The following is an 18,476-nucleotide window of genomic DNA, read 5'->3' as shown; positions in this document are numbered from 1 at the left end:
AGTGCGGGCCGGCGTTGCGCCGGCCCGTTGTCGTTAATCGCGGTCGTCATCGCCGTGGCGGCGCCAGCGATCGCGGTCATGATCGTGGTGGTGTTTTTTCTCTTTCTTCCAGTAATGCTTGTCGCAATGATGGTCGCATTTGTAATAGCGCCCGTCGCGCGAGTAGTAATATTTGCGCCAGTAGTCGCGGTCGCGCCAGCGATAGCCATCCCAGTAATAGCCGCGCGGGCTGCGATCGCCGAGATAGCGTCCCTGATGGCCTTGCCACCAGTCGCGATCGCGCCAGTCGTAACCGTCCCAGTAACGGCCGCGATTGTCCTGATCGCCGATGCGCAATGAAACGCCCGGCATCAGATCGATGCTGATCCCTTCGGCGTGCGCCTGCTGTGCGGCGGGCAGTACCGTCGCCGCCAAGATGGCGGCCAAGAGCAGAGGTTTAAACATGACTTCTCCTTTCCGCTTGCGCGGCCTGGCCGTTGATCACTTTATGAAGCGCGTTCATCAGTTTAAAAAACGGCCTTATCGTTATTTTTACTGCAATATCGGCATCATAGCGCCGGCGCATGGGGTTGAATCTGAGAGCCACTCTGAAAAGGGCGCCGGAGGCCGAGATTTGAGATTTTTCTGGGGAATCGCCGCTCAATTGAGCGGCGGAATTTGTAAGCGATTACAATAAAATGTTCTCGACCTGCGCAAGCTCTTCTTCAGTGAAGTGACGATTGGCCAGCATGCCCACCGCGTCTTCTATCTGCGCAGTCTTGCTGGCGCCGATCAGCACCGAGGTAACGCGATCGCCGCGCAGCACCCAGGCCAGCGCCATCTGCGACAGCTTCTGCCCGCGTTGCCGCGCCAGCGCATCGAGGCGGTGCACCTTGTCCAGTCGGTCGGCGGTCAGCTGTTCCGGCTGCAGGAAACGGCTGCCGCTGGCGGCGCGGGAATCTTGCGGGACGCCGTGCAGATAACGATCGGTCAGCAGGCCGCCCGCCAGCGGGGAGAAGGCGATCGCGCCGACGCCATGATCCGCCAGCGTATCCAGCAATTCCGTCTCCGGCCCGCGTTCAAACATCGAATACTTGGGCTGGTGGATCACGCACGGCGTACCGAGCCGCTGCAGGATGTCGAACGCCTGGCGCGCGCGCTCGGCCGGGTAGTTGGACAAACCGACATACAGCGCTTTGCCCTGGCGCACCAACAGATCCAGCGCCGCCATGGTTTCTTCCAGCGGCGTGTCCGGGTCCGGCCGGTGGTGATAAAAGATATCCACATACTCCAATCCCATGCGCCTGAGGCTCTGATCGAGGCTGGCGACCAGGTACTTTTTCGAGCCCCAATCGCCGTAGGGGCCGGGCCACATGGTGTAACCGGCTTTGGATGAGACGATCAGCTCGTCGCGCCAGGCCCGCAGATCGGCGTTGAGAATGCGGCCAAAGTTTTCCTCGGCGGCGCCGGGCGGCGGGCCGTAGTTGTTGGCCAGATCGAAGTGGGTTATGCCGCGATCGAATGCGCAGCGGATCAGGGCGCGGGCGTTGTCGTACAGCGTGGCGTCGCCAAAGTTGTGCCATAGCCCGAGCGAGACGGCGGGCAGCTTCAATCCGCTGCGGCCGCAGCGCCGGTATTCCATATCTTGATAACGCGAGGGGGAGGCTGAGTAGGACATCGTGATCCTTTGTCGGCGAAGAAGTGGCGTGTTTTGAGTGTATGCGTTTTCACAACGTGCCGTCGAGGGGGCGATCACAAGGCCGGCATGTAACGCCAGGTTGCCGCTCGACACGGAAAGCGCTGTTCGAAAATTAACCGGCATCTTCGATACTTAAAGATAATCGCTTCAGCTGCAGACAGGTGATGATCATGACTCAGATCTACACGGTGGCCGATTATCTGCTCGATCGTCTGGCCCAGATTGGCATCCGCCACGTCTTCGGCGTGCCGGGGGATTACAACCTGCAATTCCTCGATCACGTCATCGCTCATCCGCAAATCACCTGGGTAGGCTGCGCCAACGAACTGAACGCCGCCTACGCCGCCGACGGCTATGCGCGTTGCAAACCGGCCGCGGCGCTGCTCACCACCTTCGGCGTCGGGGAGCTGAGCGCGCTGAACGGCGTGGCCGGCAGTTATGCCGAATACCTGCCGGTGATCCACGTGGTGGGCACACCGGCGCAGCGTGCCCAGCGCGCCGGCGATTTGCTGCACCATTCGCTGGGCGATGGCGACTTCACTCACTTTGCGCGGATAGCCAAAGAAGTCAGCGTCGCACAGGCCAACCTGACCGCCGACAACGCCGCCAGGGAGATTGACCGCCTGATCGATGCCGCCTTGCTGGAGCATCGTCCGGTTTATCTGATGCTGCCCAGCGACGTAGCGGAAGCGCCGCTGCCGGCCAAACCGGCGCCGCTGATGCTGCGCCAGGCCAGGCTGTCGCGGAGCGCATTGCAGGCGTTTATCGCCGCAGCGCGTGAAAAGCTGCAATCGGCGCGGCAAGTGTCATTGTTGGCGGACTTTCTGGCGGACCGCTTTGGTGTTGAAACGGCGCTGGATAACTGGATGCAGGAGGTGGCTATCCCGCACGCCACGCTGCTGCTCGGCAAGGGCGTGCTGGATGAGAACCGCGACGGTTTTGTCGGCACCTACAGCGGCGGCGCCAGCGCTGCGGCGACCAAAGCGCTGATTGAAAATGCCGATGTCGTGATCAGCGTTGGCGTGCGTCTCACCGACACCGTTACCGGAGGATTCACACATCATCTGCCGGCGGAAAAATGCATCGATATCCAACCGTTCGAAGCCTGGGTCGGTCGTCAACGGTTCCGCCGCATCCCGATGTGCGCCGCCGTGCAGGCGCTGCACCGCCTGACTCTGTCGCTGGCGTCGCGCTGGCCGTTGCCGACGATCGGCCGTCCGGCGCTGCCGGAAGGCGATGGGGAAGGGTTGGATCAGCACGCCTTCTGGCGGCAGATACAGGATTTCCTGCGGCCGGGGGATATCGTGCTGGCCGAGCAGGGCACGGCCTGTTTCGGCGCCGCGACCTTGACGCTGCCGCGCGGCAGCCGGATGATCGTGCAGTCGCTCTGGGGCTCGATCGGCTATACCTTACCGGCGACCTTCGGGGTGCAAACCGCCGAACCACAGCGCCGGGTGGTGCTGTTGATCGGCGACGGCGCCGCGCAATTGACCGTGCAGGAGCTGGGATCGATGCTGCGCGACGGGCTTAAACCGGTGATCTTCGTGCTGAATAATCAGGGCTACACGATTGAACGCGCTATCCACGGGCCGGAGCAGAGTTACAACGACATCGCCCGGTGGAACTGGACGCAGCTGCCAACGGCATTGGCCGGTGGGCGGCCGGTGACGGCGTTGCGGGTCAGTCAGCCGGAGGCGCTGCGCCAGGCGCTGAGTGAGGCGGCGCAGGGCGACCGGCTGGCTTTCATCGAAGTGATGCTGCCGAAGATGGATATTCCCGAACTGCTCGATACGATCTCGCGCGTCATTCAGTCGCGCAACGCCGCCGCCTGAGCCGCGTCGTCTTCCAGCAATCGCTCCAGCATCCAGTACCCCGCCGGGCCCGGCGGGGTCAGTTTGGACCATACCGCATCCACCGAAATCAGTTTGGGCCAGCCGCGCGGGCGCAGCTGGGTGAGCCTGCCGTGGCCGTATTGTTGCACCAGCCAGTGCGGCAGCACCGCCCAACCGAATCCCTGTTCCGCCATCTCGAGCAACAGCAGATAGCTGGGCGCCGACCAGACCAGCCCGCCTTGTCTGGCCGCTTCGGCGCCGGTGTAAGTATTCAGGATCAGCTGACGAGTGCTGGATAATTGCTCCGGGGTCGGCGCGGCGACCTGCGCCAGCGGATGCCCATGCGCGACGAACAACCCCATTTCGGTCTGCTCAGGCAGGCGGGAGAAGGCGATATCCGGCGGATAACGTTTTTGCACTTCCACCATGCCCAAATGCGCGCGGCCGCTTTGCAGCAGATCGATAACGTCGCCTTCCTCGGCGATCATCCATTCCAGCTCAATCTCCGGGTAACGTTGTTCAAACCGCTGCATCAGGCTGTCGTGATGCTTCGGTTGATAGGTATCGGAAAATACCATGCTCAGGCGCGGTTCGACATTGCCCGCCAGCTGAATGCTCAGCGCGTCGAGTCGCTCGCTGGCGGCGAGGATCTCCTGCACGTGCCCCAGCACCTTGCGGCCGGCGGCGGTGAGCACCGGTTGGCGCGCGCTGCGATCGAACAGCGTCAATGCCAGGTCGGCTTCCAGATTGGCGATGGCGGTGCTGACGGTGGATTGGCTTTTGCGCAGCTTGCGCGCGGCGGCGGAAAATGAGCCGAGGGCGGCGGCTTCAACGAACGCCTGTAACGCTTCCGGTGAATAGTGCATATATCTACTTTATCGATGGAACCTATTTTTAATCTACCCAAAAAAGCGATGATAATCACCTGGCTTTCGCAACAACTGTTGAAAAAAAGGTGATGTATGCAACTGCAAAACAAGTCTCTCATTGAACGTATCGTCCACGCCGTCGGTTTCGAGGCCATCGCCGTGATGGTTTGCGCCCCGCTGGGCGCGTGGCTGCTGAACCGCTCAATGGTGCAGGTCGGTGCGTTGGCGGTGATGCTGTCCACCGTCGCGATGCTGTGGAACATGGTTTACAACACGGTGTTCGACCGCCTGTGGCCGGTCAGCCGGGTGGTGCGTAACCTGAAGGTGCGTGCGCTGCACGCCGTCGGCTTTGAAGCCGGTTTTATTCTGATCGGCGTGCCGATCGCCGCCTGGATGCTGAGCATTTCCTGGGCGCAGGCGTTTATGCTGGAAATCGGTTTCTTCCTGTTCTTCCTGCCGTACACCATGGCCTACAACTGGCTGTACGACACGCTGCGCCAGCGCTGGTTCGAAGCGCGCCGGCCGATCAATTCCGGCGCCAAATAAGGCGTCGTCAGCCCGGCGATTCTCAGGTAAGGTCAGAGGATCGTCGGAAAATGCTGAGGAATGAAGGATGAAAGTGTTGGGTCTGCTGGGCGGCATGAGTTGGGAATCCACCATTCCGTATTACCGCACCATCAACGAGCAGGTAAAGGCGCGCCTCGGCGGGCTGCATTCGGCCAAAATCGTGCTCTACAGCGTCGATTTTCAGGAGGTTGAACGCTTGCAGCACCAGGGCGATTGGGATGGCGCCGGCCGGCTGCTGGCCGCCGCCGCCGTGGCTTTGCGCGCCGCCGGCGCCGAAGCTATCGTGATCTGCACCAACACCATGCACAAGGTGGCGGAGGCGGTCGAGCAGGCCAGCGGCCTGCCGCTGATTCACATCGCCGATGCCACGGCGCTGCAGGTGCGGGAAAAAAACATTCGCCGCGTCGGGCTGCTGGGCACGCGTTTTACCATGGAGCAGACCTTCTACCGCGGCCGCCTGCAGGAATTGCACGGCATCGATGTGGTGACGCCGGTCAGCGCCGATCGTGACATCGTGCACCGCATCATCTATGACGAACTGTGCCTCGGTAAAATTCGCGACGCCTCGCGCGACGAATATCGCCGGATCATCAGCGATCTGGAACAACAGGGCGCGCAGGGGATTATTTTCGGCTGCACCGAGATAGGGTTGCTGGTGAGCGAGCGGGATGCGTCGGTGCCGGTGTTCGACACTACCGCGATCCACGCTCGCGCCGCCGCGGCGTTCGCGCTGGCCTAATCGTCGTGCGGCGGTTGCCGGCGGTTCACCAGCATCAAGGGTTTGCCCGCCAGCGCCAGCCAGGCGGGCAGCATCACGATGCACAAGATCGGCAGCAGGTGCAGATCCGGCACCACCGCCACCGCCATAAACAGACTGAGCCAGCCGTCGCGCGTGACCACCAGCACCAGCCCCATGATGGCGCAGGAGACCGTGATCGCCGCCGGCACCGCCGGAACGTGCTGATGCAGCATCAGCCCCAGCGCCACGCCGACGAACACCGCCGGGAAGATGCGCCCGCCGCGAAAGCCGCAGGCGGCGGCGATCACCAGCGCCGCCAGCTTGGTCAGGGTAACGGCCAACAGCGCCGGCACCGAATAGTTGCCGTCTGCCGCGAGGCGCTTCATTTCATCCAGCCCTTTGAACAGGGTAATCTCACCGCCCACCAGCGCCAGCAGGCCCAGCACAAAGCCCCCCAGTCCTAGCATCAACACCGGATTCTTCATCGAATGGAACAGGCGGTGAACGTGCGGGAAGCACCACAGCGCCACCATGCCGAGCGCGATGGCGATCAGCGCCACGATGGCGCCGCTGAAGATGTCCGGCAGCCGGGTTACGTCATAGGCGTCGAGTTGCAGGGCGAAATTGGGCACGAAGAACAGCTGGGTGGTGACCGCGCCGGCGGCGGCGGCCACCAGCGGGGCGAACAGCCGATCCCACAGCGGCGTTTCGTTATTGCCCGCCAGGGTTTGCGAGAAAATCAGCGCGGCGGCGACCGGCGTGCCGAACATCGCGCCGATGGTGCCCGCCGCCGCCAGGATGATCCAGTCCATGCGCGGCACCTTAGGCAGCAGGCGCGCCCCCGCCGCCGCCACCAGCGCGATATTGATGGCGGTGATCGGGTTCTCCGGCCCCAGGCTGACGCCGCCGGCCAGGCCGACGATCAGCGCCAATCCCAGCCCCGGCAGGGCGGAGAGCGGCAGCGGCATGCCGATCAGCGATTCCGTCGCCGGATCCGGCCCGGCATGGCCCGGCATATAGCGCACGATCAGGCCGACCGCCACGCCGGTCAGCGTCAGCATGCCGAGCGGCCACCAGGGTGCCTGGGCGTCCAGGCTCAGCGCGTCGGGCAGCGTCACCCACAGCCATTGCTGCAGCGTAGCGGCGACTTTCATCATCAACAGCAGCACCAGACTGGAGGCGGAACCGATAATCAGCGCAGGCAAAGCAAAGGCCAACATGGCATTGGCGCGCGGATGCAGCATGGATAATCCCTTGTCGATGCCTCCATGCAGGGCAGGGAGAGCGGGTGGTTGGACAGTGACCACAGCTTGCCAGACTATCGGCGAGCAGGCACGCATTGATATTGCCCGGCGTCGATGACGGTTAACAGTCGCGGCGGCGCGTTTTTTGCCGCAATTTGTTTCAAATCGCGGCTTGGCGGGCCAGCTGAAACGTTTTTTGTGATCCGGATCGCTATTGGGGCGCAGATCCGAGGCGGGTGATTGTTGTTTTCGCAGCAGGATTTTACAGTGTGGGCAGCTTTTTATTTTTCATTTTGCGGAGACGAAATCAATGACCTATGCCCTCGTAGGTGATGTTGGCGGCACCAATGCCCGCCTGGCGTTGTGCACTGTTGCGACGGGTGAGATTACCCAGGCGAAAACCTATTCCGGCCTGGAGTTCGACAGCCTGGAGGCGGTGATCCGCCACTATCTGAAAGCGTGCGATATCGAGGTGCAGGACGCCTGTATCGCGATCGCCTGCCCGGTGACGGAAGACTGGGTTGCGATGACCAACCACAGCTGGGCGTTCTCTATCAAAGAAATGAAGGCCAACCTGGGGTTGAGTCATCTGGAAGTGATCAACGATTTCACCGCCGTCTCGATGGCGATCCCGATGCTCTCGCCGGACGACGTGCTGCAGTTTGGCGGCGGCGATGCGCAGCCGGGCAAACCGATCGCGGTGTACGGCGCCGGCACCGGGCTGGGTGTTGCCCACCTGGTGCAGGTCGATCGCCGCTGGGTCAGCCTGCCGGGCGAGGGCGGCCATGTCGATTTCGCACCGAACAGCGAAGAAGAAGACATTATTCTGGAGGTGCTGCGCGGTGAAGTGGGGCACGTTTCCGCCGAGCGCGTGCTGTCCGGGCCGGGCCTGGTCAACCTGTATCGCGCCATCGTCAAGGCGGACAACCGCCTGCCGGAGAAACTGGAGCCGAAGGACATTACCGAGCGGGCGCTGGCCGACAGCTGCATCGACTGCCGCCGTGCGCTGTCGCTGTTTTGCGTGATCATGGGGCGCTTCGGCGGCAACCTGGCGCTGAATCTGGGCACCTTTGGCGGCGTGTACATCGCCGGCGGCATCGTGCCGCGCTTTATGGAATTCTTCAAGGCCTCGGGCTTCCGCGCCGCCTTCGAAGACAAAGGGCGTTTTCGTGACTATGTGCGAGACATTCCGGTGTTCATGATAACCCATGGCCAACCGGGCCTGCTGGGAGCCGGCGCGCATCTGCGCCAGACGCTGGGCATGCAGCTGTAAGCAACGCGGCGGCACGATAAAAAAAGGGGCGCAACCCGCAGGTTGCGCCCCTTGTCGTTTTCGCGGGGTATCAGGCTTTGGCCAGCTCTGCCGCCTGTGCCGTTTCTTCGCTTTCCACTTCCACGGCTTTCGGCGCTTTGATGAACAGCGTAATCAGCAAGGAGGCGGCGGACAGGACGCCAATCACCATGAAGGTGGCGTGGAAGCCGCCGAAGTATTTGGCGACGAACGAACCGGCCAGCGCGCCCAGGCCGAAGCCCTGGTAGATGATGCCGTAGTTCTTGCTGTGGTTTTTCAGACCGAAGAAGTCGCCGACAATCGCCGGGAACACGGTGATGTTGCCGCCGAAGCAGAAGGCCACCGCGCCGACGCAGATGAAGAACAGCGTGTGGTTCAGGGTCATGAAGCTCAGGGCGACAATCGCCAGCACGGTAACCAGCATGGTGAAGCTGATGACGCGCATACGGCCCACTTTATCGGACAGCGTCCCCAGGATGATGCGGCCGGCGGTGTTGAAGATGGCGACGGCGGACACGGTGTTGGCGGCGGTGGCCAAGTCCATCCCGGCCAGTTGAACGCCCATGTCTTTCACGATGCCAATCAGATACAGACCGCTCATGCAGGCGGCAAAGAAGATGGTGAACAGCAGGTAGGCTTCTTTGGTGGCCAGCATCTGGCGCACGCTGAAGTCGTTGCCCAGACCGTTGGCGCCTGGCTGTGCGGCGTTGGTCGCCAGCACCGGCTCTTTCAGCAGCAGGGAGCCGACGACGATCAGGCCCATCACGATGGCACCCCAGTAGAAGAAGGCGCCGGAAACGCCGACGTCGGCGATCAGGGCGGCGTTGACGTATTTGAACAGCAGGCTGCCGCTGCCGAAGGCGCCGACGGAGATGCCGGAAATCAGGCCTTTGTTGGCCGGGAACCATTTGATCAGGTTGGACAGGGTGGAGATGTAGGCGATACCGACCGCAAAGCCCACCACCACGCCGGCCAGCAGGTAGATCATGTCGAGAGAGCTGACGTGGGCGCTGGCGATAAGGCCCAGGCCGACCAGGATGCCGGAGCACAGCGTCAGGTTGCGGATGCCGAAGCGTTCTTGCAGCTTACCGGCGAACAGCGTGGCGAAGGCCAGGAAGAAGCTGGTGATGGAGAAGGTGGTGGCGACGTCCGCCAGCCCCCAGTGGAACTTGTCGACCAGCGGCTGGTTGAACAGGCTCCAGGTGTAGATGGTGCCCAGACCCATCTGACAGATGATGGTGCCGAGAACGATTAAGCTGCGATTTGCCGGTTTGGTGTTCATGGCCGGTCTCCTTCCTGTGTGTGCGTTGCCGGGCGTGAGCCGTTGGCTGAAATTTGCGGGGTGAATCAGCGATCCCGCGGTATGGGCTTATTATATGGCCGGCCCCTGCGGCGGGCGGCGGATCGGGAATGAGTTGCACGACGGAAGGAATGAAATGCATTTTATGCGGCGTGAGTTGCCGTTTTTGCGCCTGAAAGCCCGTGAAATGCCGGGGGGTGACACGTGATCTACATCAAAGATATCAACGATTTATTGTTAATCGCCGGTGAACGATTGTGGTGGAATTGTGAAGGATGCGTCTGAAAGGCGTAAATCGGCATTGCGCCTATAGAGCGGCGGTGAGCGCGGGGCTATGTTATCTGCGATCGGACAAGGTCCGCTCTGCAGGAGCCATGAAATGAAAAAAACGCTGTTGTTACTGGCTGCGCTGCTGGCGCTGCCGCTGGCGAGCCAGGCCGACGTCTCCATCGGCGTGAACGTGCCTGGCCTGTCGTTGCATATCGGCGATCGCGACAATCGCGGCCATTACTGGGACGGCTATCGCTGGCGCGATCCGCGCTGGTGGGCCGATCACCGCCGGTATGAACGCCCGCGCGGGTACTATTACGGCCCGCCGCCCCGGGTGATTTACTACGGGCCGCCGCGGCGCGACTGGCGCGACCGGCCGCATTACCGCATGCCGCCACCGCCGCCGCCGGGGTATTACTACCGTCCGGGCCCGCGCTGGTAAGCGCTTACAGGCGCATCAGCTTGCGGAACTCTTTCACCTTGCTGCGGCTGACCGGCACTTCAAACTCGAGATCGCTCAGCCGCAGAATGTAGGTATTGTTGAACCAGGGCACGATCTCGCGGATCTTCGCCAGGTTAACGCAGTAAGAGCGGTGGCAGCGGAAGAAATGCTCTTCCGGCAGCCGGCCGTAAAACTCGGTGATGTTCATCGGCATCACGAACTCTTCCCGGCGGGTATAGACCCGCGTCACCTTTTCATCGGCGGCGGCGTAATAGATGTCGTTGATGTCGGTAACGATAATCCGCTCGTCTTTGATCAGGTTGATGCTGTGGCTGCCGCGGCTCGGCGCGCTGGCCGGCTCCGTCGCGCCGGCGGGGCGATGATGCAGCGCCTCCAGCTTTTGCAGCATGGTGACGATGCGCGCCTCGTGATAGGGCTTGAGGATATAGTCGAACGCTTCGATCTCGAACGCTTCCACCGCGTGCTCTTTATAGGCGGTGATGAACACGATAGACGGGCGATGCGCGAATTTGCTGATGTTTTGCGCCAGCAACACGCCGTCCAGCGACGGGATGTTGATGTCGAGGAAAATGGCGTCGACCTGGTGAGTCTGCAGGTATTTGAGGACGTCGAGGCCATCCTCGAAGGTGGCGACGATATCGATATTGCTGTGTTTCTTGATCAGGTAGCTGAGTTCTTCCTGCGCGAGGAATTCGTCTTCCACGATAATGGCTTTCATGAGGCCTCCCCGACCGGCGGCGCGCTCGGCTCCTGATGCAGCTTGCCGCCGTTTTTGCTGATGTAGAACGCGATTTCGGTGCCCGGCTCCAGGCGGCGGATATGCATCCCTTCACCGTACAGCAGCGACACGCGGTGGTGTACGTTGAGCAGGCCGATATTGTGGCCCGGCATCTCGTTGCGCGCCACCCGATCGATGGTTTCCTGATTGATGCCGTGGCCGGTATCCTTCACCGAAATCTTCACCCGGTCGCCCTGATCTTTCACTGCGATCACCACTACCCCTTTGCCTTTGCAGGGCTGGATGCCGTGCACGATGGCGTTCTCCACCAGCGGCTGGATCAGCAGACTCGGAATGCGCACCGAGACGTCGTCGTCGATGTCGTAAATCACCGTCAGCTTGGCGCCGAAACGCGCCTGTTCGATGGCGATGTAATCCTGGATCTGATGCAGTTCCTTGCGGATATCGATCAGTTCGTCGTTCAGCTCCAGGTTGTAGCGCAGGTAGCGCGACAGGTTGATGATCAGCTGGCGCGCGGTGTCCGGATTCAGGCGGATGGAGGAAGAGATGGCGTTCAGCGCGTTGAACAGGAAGTGCGGGTTAATCTTGCTCTGCAGCGCGCGCATTTCGGCTTTATCCGCCATCTGACGCAGGTGCTCGATGCGCGAAACCTCCATCTGGGTGGAGATGATCTGCGACAGCCCGACCGCCATCACCTTCAGCGTGTTGGTGATCTGGTGAGCGTGGCAGTAGTAAATTTTCAGCGCGCCGGTCACTTCGCCTTTTTCCCACAGCGGCACCACCAGCTGCGAATGGATCTGCGGCGCGGCCGGGTTTTCCAGGTTGTTTTTGATGATGATTTTGCCGTGGCGAATGCTTTCGCGAGTGACGCGGCTCAGCCCTTCGCGGCCGATCGGGTAGGCTTCGCGCCCTACGCCGACGTAAGCCAGCACCTGATGGGTATCGGTGATCGCCACCGCGTCGGCGCGGATATCCTGGCGGATGATATCGCAGATGGTGGCCAGCGATTCGCTGTTGATGTTGCGGAAATAGGGCAGCGTCTTGTGGGCGATATCCAGCGCCAGCTTGGCCTGGCGCGCGGCGATCACTTCTTTCTCATCCTCGACGCTCTGCACCAGCAGCACGATCAGGCCGATGCACACCGTGCCGAGGATCATCGGCAGGGCGATCTGCGACACGATGTCCAGCCCGAGCTCGGTCGGCTTGGCCCACAGCACGATCAGCAGCATGGTGAGGGATTCGCACAGCATGCCGCCGACGATGCCGGCGCGCCAGCGCTGCTCTTTTTTGACCTTGAGGTTGATGTAACCGGCGCTGATGCCGGCGATGATGCTGGTGATAAGGCAGGGCACCGAGGTGATGCCGCCGATGTCGATCAGATAACGGTGCACCCCGGCGATGATGCCGGTGACGATCCCCACCCAGGGGCCGAACAGGATGCCGCCGGCCATGATGGCGATGACGCGCACGTTGACCAGCGAGCCCTCAACGTTGATGCCGGAATAGGTGCTGAACAGCGCGAACAGCGAGAAGATTGCCGTGACGATGCCGAGCTCAAGCGGCGTATGGTCTTCTTTTTGCAGCAGTTGGCGGAACAGCCGGGTGCGGGTCAGGAAAAACAGACAGATCAACATCAGCGCGGCGCGATCAAACACCGCCAACAGCATTTCAAAAAAAGGGTGCACGACGGGTTCTCGCTGCGGCCTACGGATGACGGCAGTATACCACAGCGAGAGAGGCCCGTGGCTGGGGGCGGCGGTCAGCGCATGCCGAGCTGCGCTTTGCCCAGCGGCGTCAGCAGCTCGACGGTGGCGCGGCCCTCGAAATCGACCTCGAAGTCGTCGGGGGCGAAGTCCGGCGGCGTTCTGCCGTCGATAAAGCTCGGCAGCTGGCGCTGCAGATAGGCGTCGTTTTTCTCGCAGCCCGGCGCGGCGGCGATGTACATCACGTTGCTGTCGAACTCGCCGTTATGTTCGTTCTCCACCGCGTGGATCACATCGCAGTGCCAAAAGACCGTGTCGCCCGGCTCCAGATCGGGAATAGGGGAAATCCCGCTTAATAAAAGGGGATGCCATTTTTCCGAGATCGACAGCGCGCGACCCGGCGCCGCATCGCACAGATCGTCATCGGCGACGTCGTCCTGCAGCGCGCGCAGCAGCACATAGGCCATGGCGTTGGCGATTGGCACCAGGTTCAGCGTGCCGGCGTTGGTGCGCTGCGGCGTCAGCGCCGTCCAGCCCTGGAAGGTGCGGAACATCGAGCAGACCGCCGGAGAGGCTATCTCGCGCACTTCGGTGCGGCCGTCGGCGGCGAAGGGATCGTACTGCTGCCAGTCGCCGGAGAAGACGTGGCGATACACATAGCGGAAGTTCTCGTCCAGCCAGCGCTCGATGGTGCCGCTGTCGACGTGCGGCGACAGGCCCAGCGACGAGGAGTTCGGCGGGCGGCGGCGGGTGCGATCGGCGTAGGTGGCGACGCGAGTCGGATCGAAATGCTGTTTGCCGTTGCTTTCGGTGGCCCACAGGCTGTTGAGGAACACCTGCACCGCATGCATGCGCGCGTCCTGCCGCGCTTCAACCTGCGGTTTTGACCAATAGATGCCGTAGATCTGCGGCTTGCTGGCGGCCAGCTTGCCGAAATAGTTGTCTTCGGCGGCGTTCTTCAATCGCTCGACGAAGTTGTTGCTATCGAGGTAATCGCCGATTTCGCGGTTCCAGCCCTCGGCTTTGGCGCGCGGAAACACCCCGCGAATAGCGCAGGCGCCGCGCTGTTTGATCAGCGCTTTTTGTTGTTCAGTGACGCGCTGCTGCAGGATATCTTCCGCGTCAATCTGCGGTACCGGGTTGTGGCCGGCGGCCAGTTCGCGGCGAATCTGTTCGACCTGGCCGCGGATGTTCTCTTCCAGCGCCTGGAATACGTCGCGATAGTTGGGCAATGCCTGGCGCAGCTGACGCTTGACGTTAACGATCGCCTGCGGAATATCGTCGATGACTAAAGAGGCCATGGTGTTCTCCTGATGCCGCGTGGGTAACGGCGGCGGGCAGTTGTAGGGAATCGGGCAAGACGTTATGGTTTTGTGGTTTTAACGTAAATGATTATCGGCAACCAATCGGGGAAAATAAAGAGATATATTTCATTCGTAAGTTCCTCTTTTTCGTTTTTCGGAGATTTTATGAAGCTGGTCACTGAACGTCTGCAGTTACAGTCGATAACCGCCGAGGATTGGCCGCTGTTTCTGCGCCTGTACCAAGATCCCGAGGTGATCCGTTACATCTCCGATCCGCGCAGCGAAGCGGAGATCCGCGCACGGTTCGAGGAGCGCCTGCCGGTCTGGGACAAACACGGCGACCAGTGGCTGTGCCTGGTGATGCGTGAGAAGCACAGCGGAGAGGCGGTGGGCATTACCGGCTTTCGCCCGCACTGGGCGCCGTATCGGCAGGCGGAAGTGGGATATGGGAGTTTGCCTTCCGGGCAGGGCAAGGGCTATGGCAAGGAGTCGCTGCGGGCGGTGCTGGATTTTGCGGTGAACGCCTGCGGTTTTCACAAGCTGACCGCCACCGTGACCGCCGGCAACCTCGCCTCGCGCGGCCTGCTGGAGTCGTGCGGTTTCCAGCTGGAGGGCACGCTGCGCGACAACTACCGTCTGGCGGATCAGTGGTGCGACGACTGGCTGTTCGGGCTGCTGGCGGCGGAGTTTCAGAGCGCTAAATAAAAATATCGCGCAGGGTATCGACAAGCTCGTCGGCGCTGCGCTATGTTCGATATTCGGTCAGTTCGCTGGCCAGCGTCGCTCGGACGGTCCGGGCGCTAACGTCTATCGAGGAATCCCTTATGGCTGATAACAGTCCACAGCGCCGTTTCACGCGCATTGAACGCCTTCCCCCTTACGTATTCAACATCACCGCCGAACTGAAGATGGCCGCACGCCGTCGCGGCGAGGATATTATCGACTTCAGCATGGGTAACCCCGACGGCCCGACGCCGCCGCACATCGTGGAAAAACTGTGCGCCGTCGCCCAGCGCGACGACACCCACGGTTATTCCACCTCGCGCGGCATTCCGCGCCTGCGCCGCGCCATTTCGCGCTGGTATGCCGATCGTTATCAGGTGGATATCGATCCGGAAAGCGAAGCCATCGTCACTATCGGTTCGAAAGAGGGGCTGGCGCACCTGATGCTGGCGACCCTCGATCACGGCGATACCGTTCTGGTGCCGAACCCCAGTTACCCGATCCACATTTACGGCGCGGTGATCGCCGGCGCTCAGGTGCGCTCGGTGCCGCTGGTGGACGGCGTAGATTTCTTCGGCGAGCTGGAGCGCGCCATTCGGGAAACCATTCCGCGCCCGAAAATGATGATCCTCGGCTTCCCGTCCAACCCGACCGCGCAGTGCGTGGAGCTGGATTTCTTCGAGCGGGTGGTGGCGCTGGCCAAGCAGTACAACGTGCTGGTGATCCACGATCTGGCCTATGCCGATATCGTCTATGACGGCTGGAAAGCGCCGTCGATCATGCAGGTGCCGGGGGCGAAAGACATTGCGGTGGAGTTCTTCACCCTGTCGAAAAGCTACAACATGGCCGGCTGGCGCATCGGTTTCATGGTCGGCAATCCCGAACTGGTCAGCGCGTTGGCGCGCATCAAGAGCTATCACGACTACGGGACCTTTACGCCGCTGCAGGTGGCGGCCATCGCCGCGCTGGAAGGCGATCAGCAGTGCGTGCGCGATATCGCCGAGCAGTATCGGCAGCGTCGCAATGTGTTGGTGAAAGGGCTGCATGAGGCCGGCTGGATGGTGGAAAACCCGAAGGCGTCGATGTACGTCTGGGCGAAAATTCCCGAACCTTATGCCCATCTCGGTTCGCTGGAGTTCGCCAAACGCCTGCTGGCGGAAGCCAAGGTTTGCGTTTCGCCGGGCATCGGCTTCGGCGACTATGGCGATACCCATGTGCGCTTCGCGCTGATCGAAAATCAGGACCGTATTCGCCAGGCGGTGCGCGGCATCAAGGCCATGTTCCGCGCGGACGGGTTGCTGATGCCGGGCAAAGGCGGCGGCGCCAAATAATCCTGTCAGGCCGGACGTTTGTCCGGCCTTATTTTTTCCCGTCCCAAGGTTTTCTTCATTATTTCCCCATTATGCTCGACTACGCTGAATTTTATTTTTTTGGATAGAGTGTATGAGCAACCGCTACGCGCAATCGCAAATCGTTTTACATTGGTTGACGCTGCTGATGGTGATCCTTACCTACGCGGCGATGTTGCTGAAGGATTCGGTGCCGGAGGCGTGGGCGCCGCTGGTCAAAAATCTGCACTTTAATTTTGGGGCTTCGGTTTTTGCCCTGATGCTGATTCGGCTGGCGGTGCGCACCCTCCACGCGACGCCACCGACCACGCCGCCGCTGGAGGAATGGCAGGAAGTGGGCGCCAAGATCTTCCATTGGCTGCTGTACGTGGTATTCCTGATGTTGCCGCTGCTGGGCGTGTTAACCCTGGCCTACGGCGGGAAATCGTGGACTTTACTGGGGTGGCCGGTACCGCAATGGGTGACGCCGGATCCGGTGATGCGCAAGCTGGTTAAAACGGTTCATGAGACGCTGGCGAATATCGGCTACTTTATCATTGGCGCGCATGCGCTGGCGGCGCTGTATCACCACTACCTGCGCAAGGACGACACCCTGCGCCGCATGATGCCGGGCAAATAACGGCGAACGACGGAAACGACAAAGGGACGCTCGCGCGTCCCTTTGGCTGTGTTCCCGGTCAGGCAACCATCAACATGAAGGTGCCAACCCAGGCAACCAGCATGAATGACACGCCCATCAAAAAATATTTCACTGAACAACTCCTGTCTGGAGTCCTCGCCAGCAATGATCCCGATTGTTGTGCTGAGTGTTTTATGGGCAACCTGTTTGTCGGGCGGGTTCTTCCAAACGAAAGAACAACGTCCTCGCGCGCGGGTTGTCCGGTTGTCGCGCCTCATGCTCCGTGAGGTAAAATCCGAACCGCGACAGGATCGGCGCTAATGTACTCTCAATACTGGTCTGATTTCAATACTGTGTTTTTGATCACAATTCTTGGCTGTTTTTTGAACAGGGCGCGCTGTTTTATAACGCTTTTTATCGGCGGGCGACAGGAACTAGCCCGCCGTGGCGGGCTGTAAAATAAGGGATGAAGCAATGCAGCGGCAGGCGCTCAGGCGACGGCGTTGATGCCGGTCGCCAGAATGACCCAAAAAACGAGACAAGACAGCAGAATAACGGCCCAAATATGACGGCGACTCCACTCCATTTTTAGCCTTCGTTGTTGCGACAGAGGATTAGGTAACGATCACATCGGCGTGAATGGAGGAAAATTTAGCCCCTGCGGATAATATTTTGCTTACCTGTTGCTAACTTATTGGCAAACTTCACTTATTGTCACGCGCACGTCGTAGCCCAACAGATACAGCGCCTGCTCCAACGCTTCCACCTTCGAGGCGTAACCGATATCCAGCAACCGCTCCATTTGCCCGCCGTTGAAACCCAGCTTGCGCGCCAGCGCCGCTTTACCGGTGTTTTTGCGCAGCATGGCGTTGTGCAGTTCGATTTTCAGCGCCACCAGCGCCGGCAGGTGTACCCTCAACTCATCGGCTTGCAGAGGGGAAGGGGCGGGCAGGGGCAAACCTTCATCCATCGTGGCGGCGATGGCGGCCAACAGGCTTTCCTGTGCCTCCAGTTCGATGTCTTCGCGTTTATAGCAGGCGGTTTGCCACTCGGGGAAGTCGCGAAAACCGATCTGCCAGGCGTCGCTGTCGCGATCGAAGGCGTAATGGGCGAAGTAATGGCTGAACATGGCGATCCCTGATTAAAACCTGAATGAGGCGCTATTGTGACGGCACGGCCGGCGGATAGCCATAGCCTTGAGCGGAATGGCGCTCAATCAGTCTGTTCACGCGGCTTGCGTCGCAGCCCGTCGGGCGGCAACAGCAGGGCGCAGAGCATGACTGCCAGACTGAACAGCGGCAGCCAGCGCGCTACCGGGCCGGGGGAGTAGTTGTTGAGCACCGAGCAAACATAGCACGCGACGGCCAACGCCCAACCGGGCAGGCCGATATCGTTGAGTCGGAACGCGGTTTTGGCCATGAACCACGTGACCAGGCCGAAACAGAACAACGCCCACACCATAATGCACAGCAGATACAGCAGCACCGAGACGAATTCGGCGCCGTCGCCGTGCGCGTAGGCGCGAAAATGGTTTTTATCCAGATAGGTCGACAGAAACGACAGCAGCACGATACCGATGGCGAAGATCGCCAGCGAGAAAATAAACGGTTTGCGCGAGATGCGCCCACGGTACAGGTCTTTGGCGAGTTGTCCGAGAGATTCCATCACAGTCCATTGTCGTGATCATTGCGGCGATAGCCGGGTGGCAAGCAGTCGGGCATTTTATCGGGGCAAACGTGGGCGTCAAGGTGATAACTTTTCTCATTTAGTTGCGGTTGAGATTCAG

The 18,476-nt window shown here is 61.0% G+C and carries 20 protein-coding genes; 9 read left to right on the top strand and 11 right to left on the bottom strand.

Annotated elements, in window-relative coordinates; genetic code table 11:
* Nucleotides 1-33: 33 nt before the first annotated feature.
* Nucleotides 34-444, bottom strand: coding sequence for a DUF2502 domain-containing protein (locus ACSBQS_RS13600; protein ID WP_046896266.1), 411 nt, complete (start codon nucleotides 442-444; stop codon nucleotides 34-36).
* Here ACSBQS_RS13600 and ACSBQS_RS13595 point away from each other — a divergent pair.
* On the top strand, nucleotides 443-676 hold the full coding sequence (locus ACSBQS_RS13595; RefSeq protein ID WP_127897177.1) for a hypothetical protein: 234 nt from the start codon (nucleotides 443-445) through the stop codon (nucleotides 674-676). The two genes, ACSBQS_RS13600 and ACSBQS_RS13595, sit on opposite strands and share 2 nt — an antisense overlap.
* On the opposite strand, the gene mgrA is transcribed toward ACSBQS_RS13595, so the two are convergent.
* Entirely contained in the window at nucleotides 668-1,657 is a 990-nt protein-coding gene (gene mgrA / locus ACSBQS_RS13590; RefSeq protein ID WP_434990797.1) for an L-glyceraldehyde 3-phosphate reductase, read from the bottom strand. The two genes, ACSBQS_RS13595 and mgrA, sit on opposite strands and share 9 nt — an antisense overlap.
* A gap of 191 nt (nucleotides 1,658-1,848) precedes the next feature.
* On the opposite strand from mgrA, the gene ACSBQS_RS13585 reads away from it, so the two are divergent.
* Entirely contained in the window at nucleotides 1,849-3,510 is a 1,662-nt protein-coding gene (locus ACSBQS_RS13585; RefSeq protein WP_353440321.1) for an alpha-keto acid decarboxylase family protein, read from the top strand.
* Here the strand turns inward: ACSBQS_RS13585 and ACSBQS_RS13580 are convergent.
* Nucleotides 3,486-4,376 (bottom strand): LysR family transcriptional regulator, encoded by an 891-nt coding sequence (locus tag ACSBQS_RS13580; RefSeq protein ID WP_033651995.1) that lies wholly within the window; start codon nucleotides 4,374-4,376, stop codon nucleotides 3,486-3,488. The genes ACSBQS_RS13585 and ACSBQS_RS13580 overlap by 25 nt on opposite strands.
* Nucleotides 4,377-4,472: 96 nt before the next feature.
* On the opposite strand from ACSBQS_RS13580, the gene ACSBQS_RS13575 reads away from it, so the two are divergent.
* Together ACSBQS_RS13575 and ACSBQS_RS13570 are read left to right on the top strand one after the other, a co-directional pair.
* Nucleotides 4,473-4,925: a multidrug/biocide efflux PACE transporter gene (locus tag ACSBQS_RS13575; RefSeq protein WP_197665930.1), complete on the top strand. Its 453-nt coding sequence runs from the start codon at nucleotides 4,473-4,475 to the stop codon at nucleotides 4,923-4,925.
* Between the two features lie 67 nt (nucleotides 4,926-4,992).
* Nucleotides 4,993-5,685: an aspartate/glutamate racemase family protein gene (locus tag ACSBQS_RS13570; protein ID WP_019453821.1), complete on the top strand. Its 693-nt coding sequence runs from the start codon at nucleotides 4,993-4,995 to the stop codon at nucleotides 5,683-5,685.
* Here ACSBQS_RS13570 and ACSBQS_RS13565 read toward each other — a convergent pair.
* Nucleotides 5,682-6,929, bottom strand: a complete 1,248-nt coding sequence (locus tag ACSBQS_RS13565) for an ion channel protein (RefSeq protein ID WP_033643940.1) — start codon at nucleotides 6,927-6,929, stop codon at nucleotides 5,682-5,684. The two genes, ACSBQS_RS13570 and ACSBQS_RS13565, sit on opposite strands and share 4 nt — an antisense overlap.
* Nucleotides 6,930-7,239: 310 nt before the next feature.
* Here ACSBQS_RS13565 and glk point away from each other — a divergent pair, with 310 nt between their 5' ends.
* A complete protein-coding gene (gene glk, locus ACSBQS_RS13560) occupies nucleotides 7,240-8,202 on the top strand; it encodes a glucokinase (RefSeq protein WP_025303754.1) in 963 nt (320 codons plus the stop codon).
* 70 nt (nucleotides 8,203-8,272) lie between these two features.
* Here glk and ACSBQS_RS13555 read toward each other — a convergent pair whose 3' ends face one another.
* On the bottom strand, nucleotides 8,273-9,502 hold the full coding sequence (locus tag ACSBQS_RS13555; protein WP_033643939.1) for an L-lactate MFS transporter: 1,230 nt from the start codon (nucleotides 9,500-9,502) through the stop codon (nucleotides 8,273-8,275).
* A gap of 397 nt (nucleotides 9,503-9,899) precedes the next feature.
* Here ACSBQS_RS13555 and ACSBQS_RS13550 point away from each other — a divergent pair, with 397 nt between their 5' ends.
* On the top strand, nucleotides 9,900-10,232 hold the full coding sequence (locus ACSBQS_RS13550) for a DUF2502 domain-containing protein (RefSeq protein ID WP_033643938.1): 333 nt from the start codon (nucleotides 9,900-9,902) through the stop codon (nucleotides 10,230-10,232).
* A gap of 4 nt (nucleotides 10,233-10,236) precedes the next feature.
* Here the strand turns inward: ACSBQS_RS13550 and ACSBQS_RS13545 are convergent, their stop codons facing one another.
* From ACSBQS_RS13545 to ACSBQS_RS13535, 3 genes are all read right to left on the bottom strand, one after another.
* The gene (locus tag ACSBQS_RS13545; RefSeq protein WP_025303751.1) at nucleotides 10,237-10,971 is read right to left on the bottom strand and encodes a LytR/AlgR family response regulator transcription factor; all 735 of its coding nucleotides are present in this window, start codon (nucleotides 10,969-10,971) and stop codon (nucleotides 10,237-10,239) included.
* Nucleotides 10,968-12,659 (bottom strand): LytS/YhcK type 5TM receptor domain-containing protein, encoded by a 1,692-nt coding sequence (locus ACSBQS_RS13540; protein WP_434990902.1) that lies wholly within the window; start codon nucleotides 12,657-12,659, stop codon nucleotides 10,968-10,970. Before ACSBQS_RS13540 ends, ACSBQS_RS13545 begins: the two co-directional genes overlap by 4 nt.
* A 92-nt stretch (nucleotides 12,660-12,751) precedes the next feature.
* A complete protein-coding gene (locus tag ACSBQS_RS13535; protein ID WP_033643936.1) occupies nucleotides 12,752-13,996 on the bottom strand; it encodes a DUF1479 domain-containing protein in 1,245 nt (414 codons plus the stop codon).
* 168 nt (nucleotides 13,997-14,164) lie between these two features.
* Here ACSBQS_RS13535 and ACSBQS_RS13530 point away from each other — a divergent pair, with 168 nt between their 5' ends.
* The 3 genes from ACSBQS_RS13530 to ACSBQS_RS13520 all read left to right on the top strand — a co-directional run bounded on the left by ACSBQS_RS13530 (nucleotide 14,165) and on the right by ACSBQS_RS13520 (nucleotide 16,690).
* Nucleotides 14,165-14,704 carry a GNAT family N-acetyltransferase gene (locus ACSBQS_RS13530; RefSeq protein ID WP_072627244.1) on the top strand — a complete coding sequence of 180 codons (540 nt, stop codon included), beginning with the start codon at nucleotides 14,165-14,167 and terminating at the stop codon, nucleotides 14,702-14,704.
* A gap of 119 nt (nucleotides 14,705-14,823) precedes the next feature.
* A complete protein-coding gene (gene alaC, locus ACSBQS_RS13525) occupies nucleotides 14,824-16,053 on the top strand; it encodes an alanine transaminase (protein ID WP_033643934.1) in 1,230 nt (409 codons plus the stop codon).
* Nucleotides 16,054-16,165: 112 nt separating this feature from the next.
* The gene (locus ACSBQS_RS13520; RefSeq protein ID WP_033651989.1) at nucleotides 16,166-16,690 is read left to right on the top strand and encodes a cytochrome b; all 525 of its coding nucleotides are present in this window, start codon (nucleotides 16,166-16,168) and stop codon (nucleotides 16,688-16,690) included.
* A gap of 58 nt (nucleotides 16,691-16,748) precedes the next feature.
* On the opposite strand, the gene ypdK is transcribed toward ACSBQS_RS13520, so the two are convergent.
* The 3 genes from ypdK to ACSBQS_RS13505 all read right to left on the bottom strand — a co-directional run bounded on the left by ypdK (nucleotide 16,749) and on the right by ACSBQS_RS13505 (nucleotide 18,355).
* On the bottom strand, nucleotides 16,749-16,823 hold the full coding sequence (gene ypdK, locus ACSBQS_RS13515; RefSeq protein ID WP_099782600.1) for a membrane protein YpdK: 75 nt from the start codon (nucleotides 16,821-16,823) through the stop codon (nucleotides 16,749-16,751).
* Between the two features lie 558 nt (nucleotides 16,824-17,381).
* A complete protein-coding gene (locus ACSBQS_RS13510) occupies nucleotides 17,382-17,819 on the bottom strand; it encodes an antitoxin HicB (RefSeq protein WP_033651988.1) in 438 nt (145 codons plus the stop codon).
* 83 nt (nucleotides 17,820-17,902) lie between these two features.
* Nucleotides 17,903-18,355 (bottom strand): DUF805 domain-containing protein, encoded by a 453-nt coding sequence (locus tag ACSBQS_RS13505; protein WP_033651987.1) that lies wholly within the window; start codon nucleotides 18,353-18,355, stop codon nucleotides 17,903-17,905.
* Nucleotides 18,356-18,476: the final 121 nt, after the last annotated feature.

It is taken from the genome of Serratia sp. H402Y (assembly GCF_051172415.1).
GTDB classification, from domain to species: Bacteria; Pseudomonadota; Gammaproteobacteria; order Enterobacterales; family Enterobacteriaceae; genus Serratia; species Serratia ureilytica.
The sequence above is the reverse complement of the archived record's forward strand: the minus strand, read 5'-3'. Positions and strand labels throughout refer to the sequence as shown.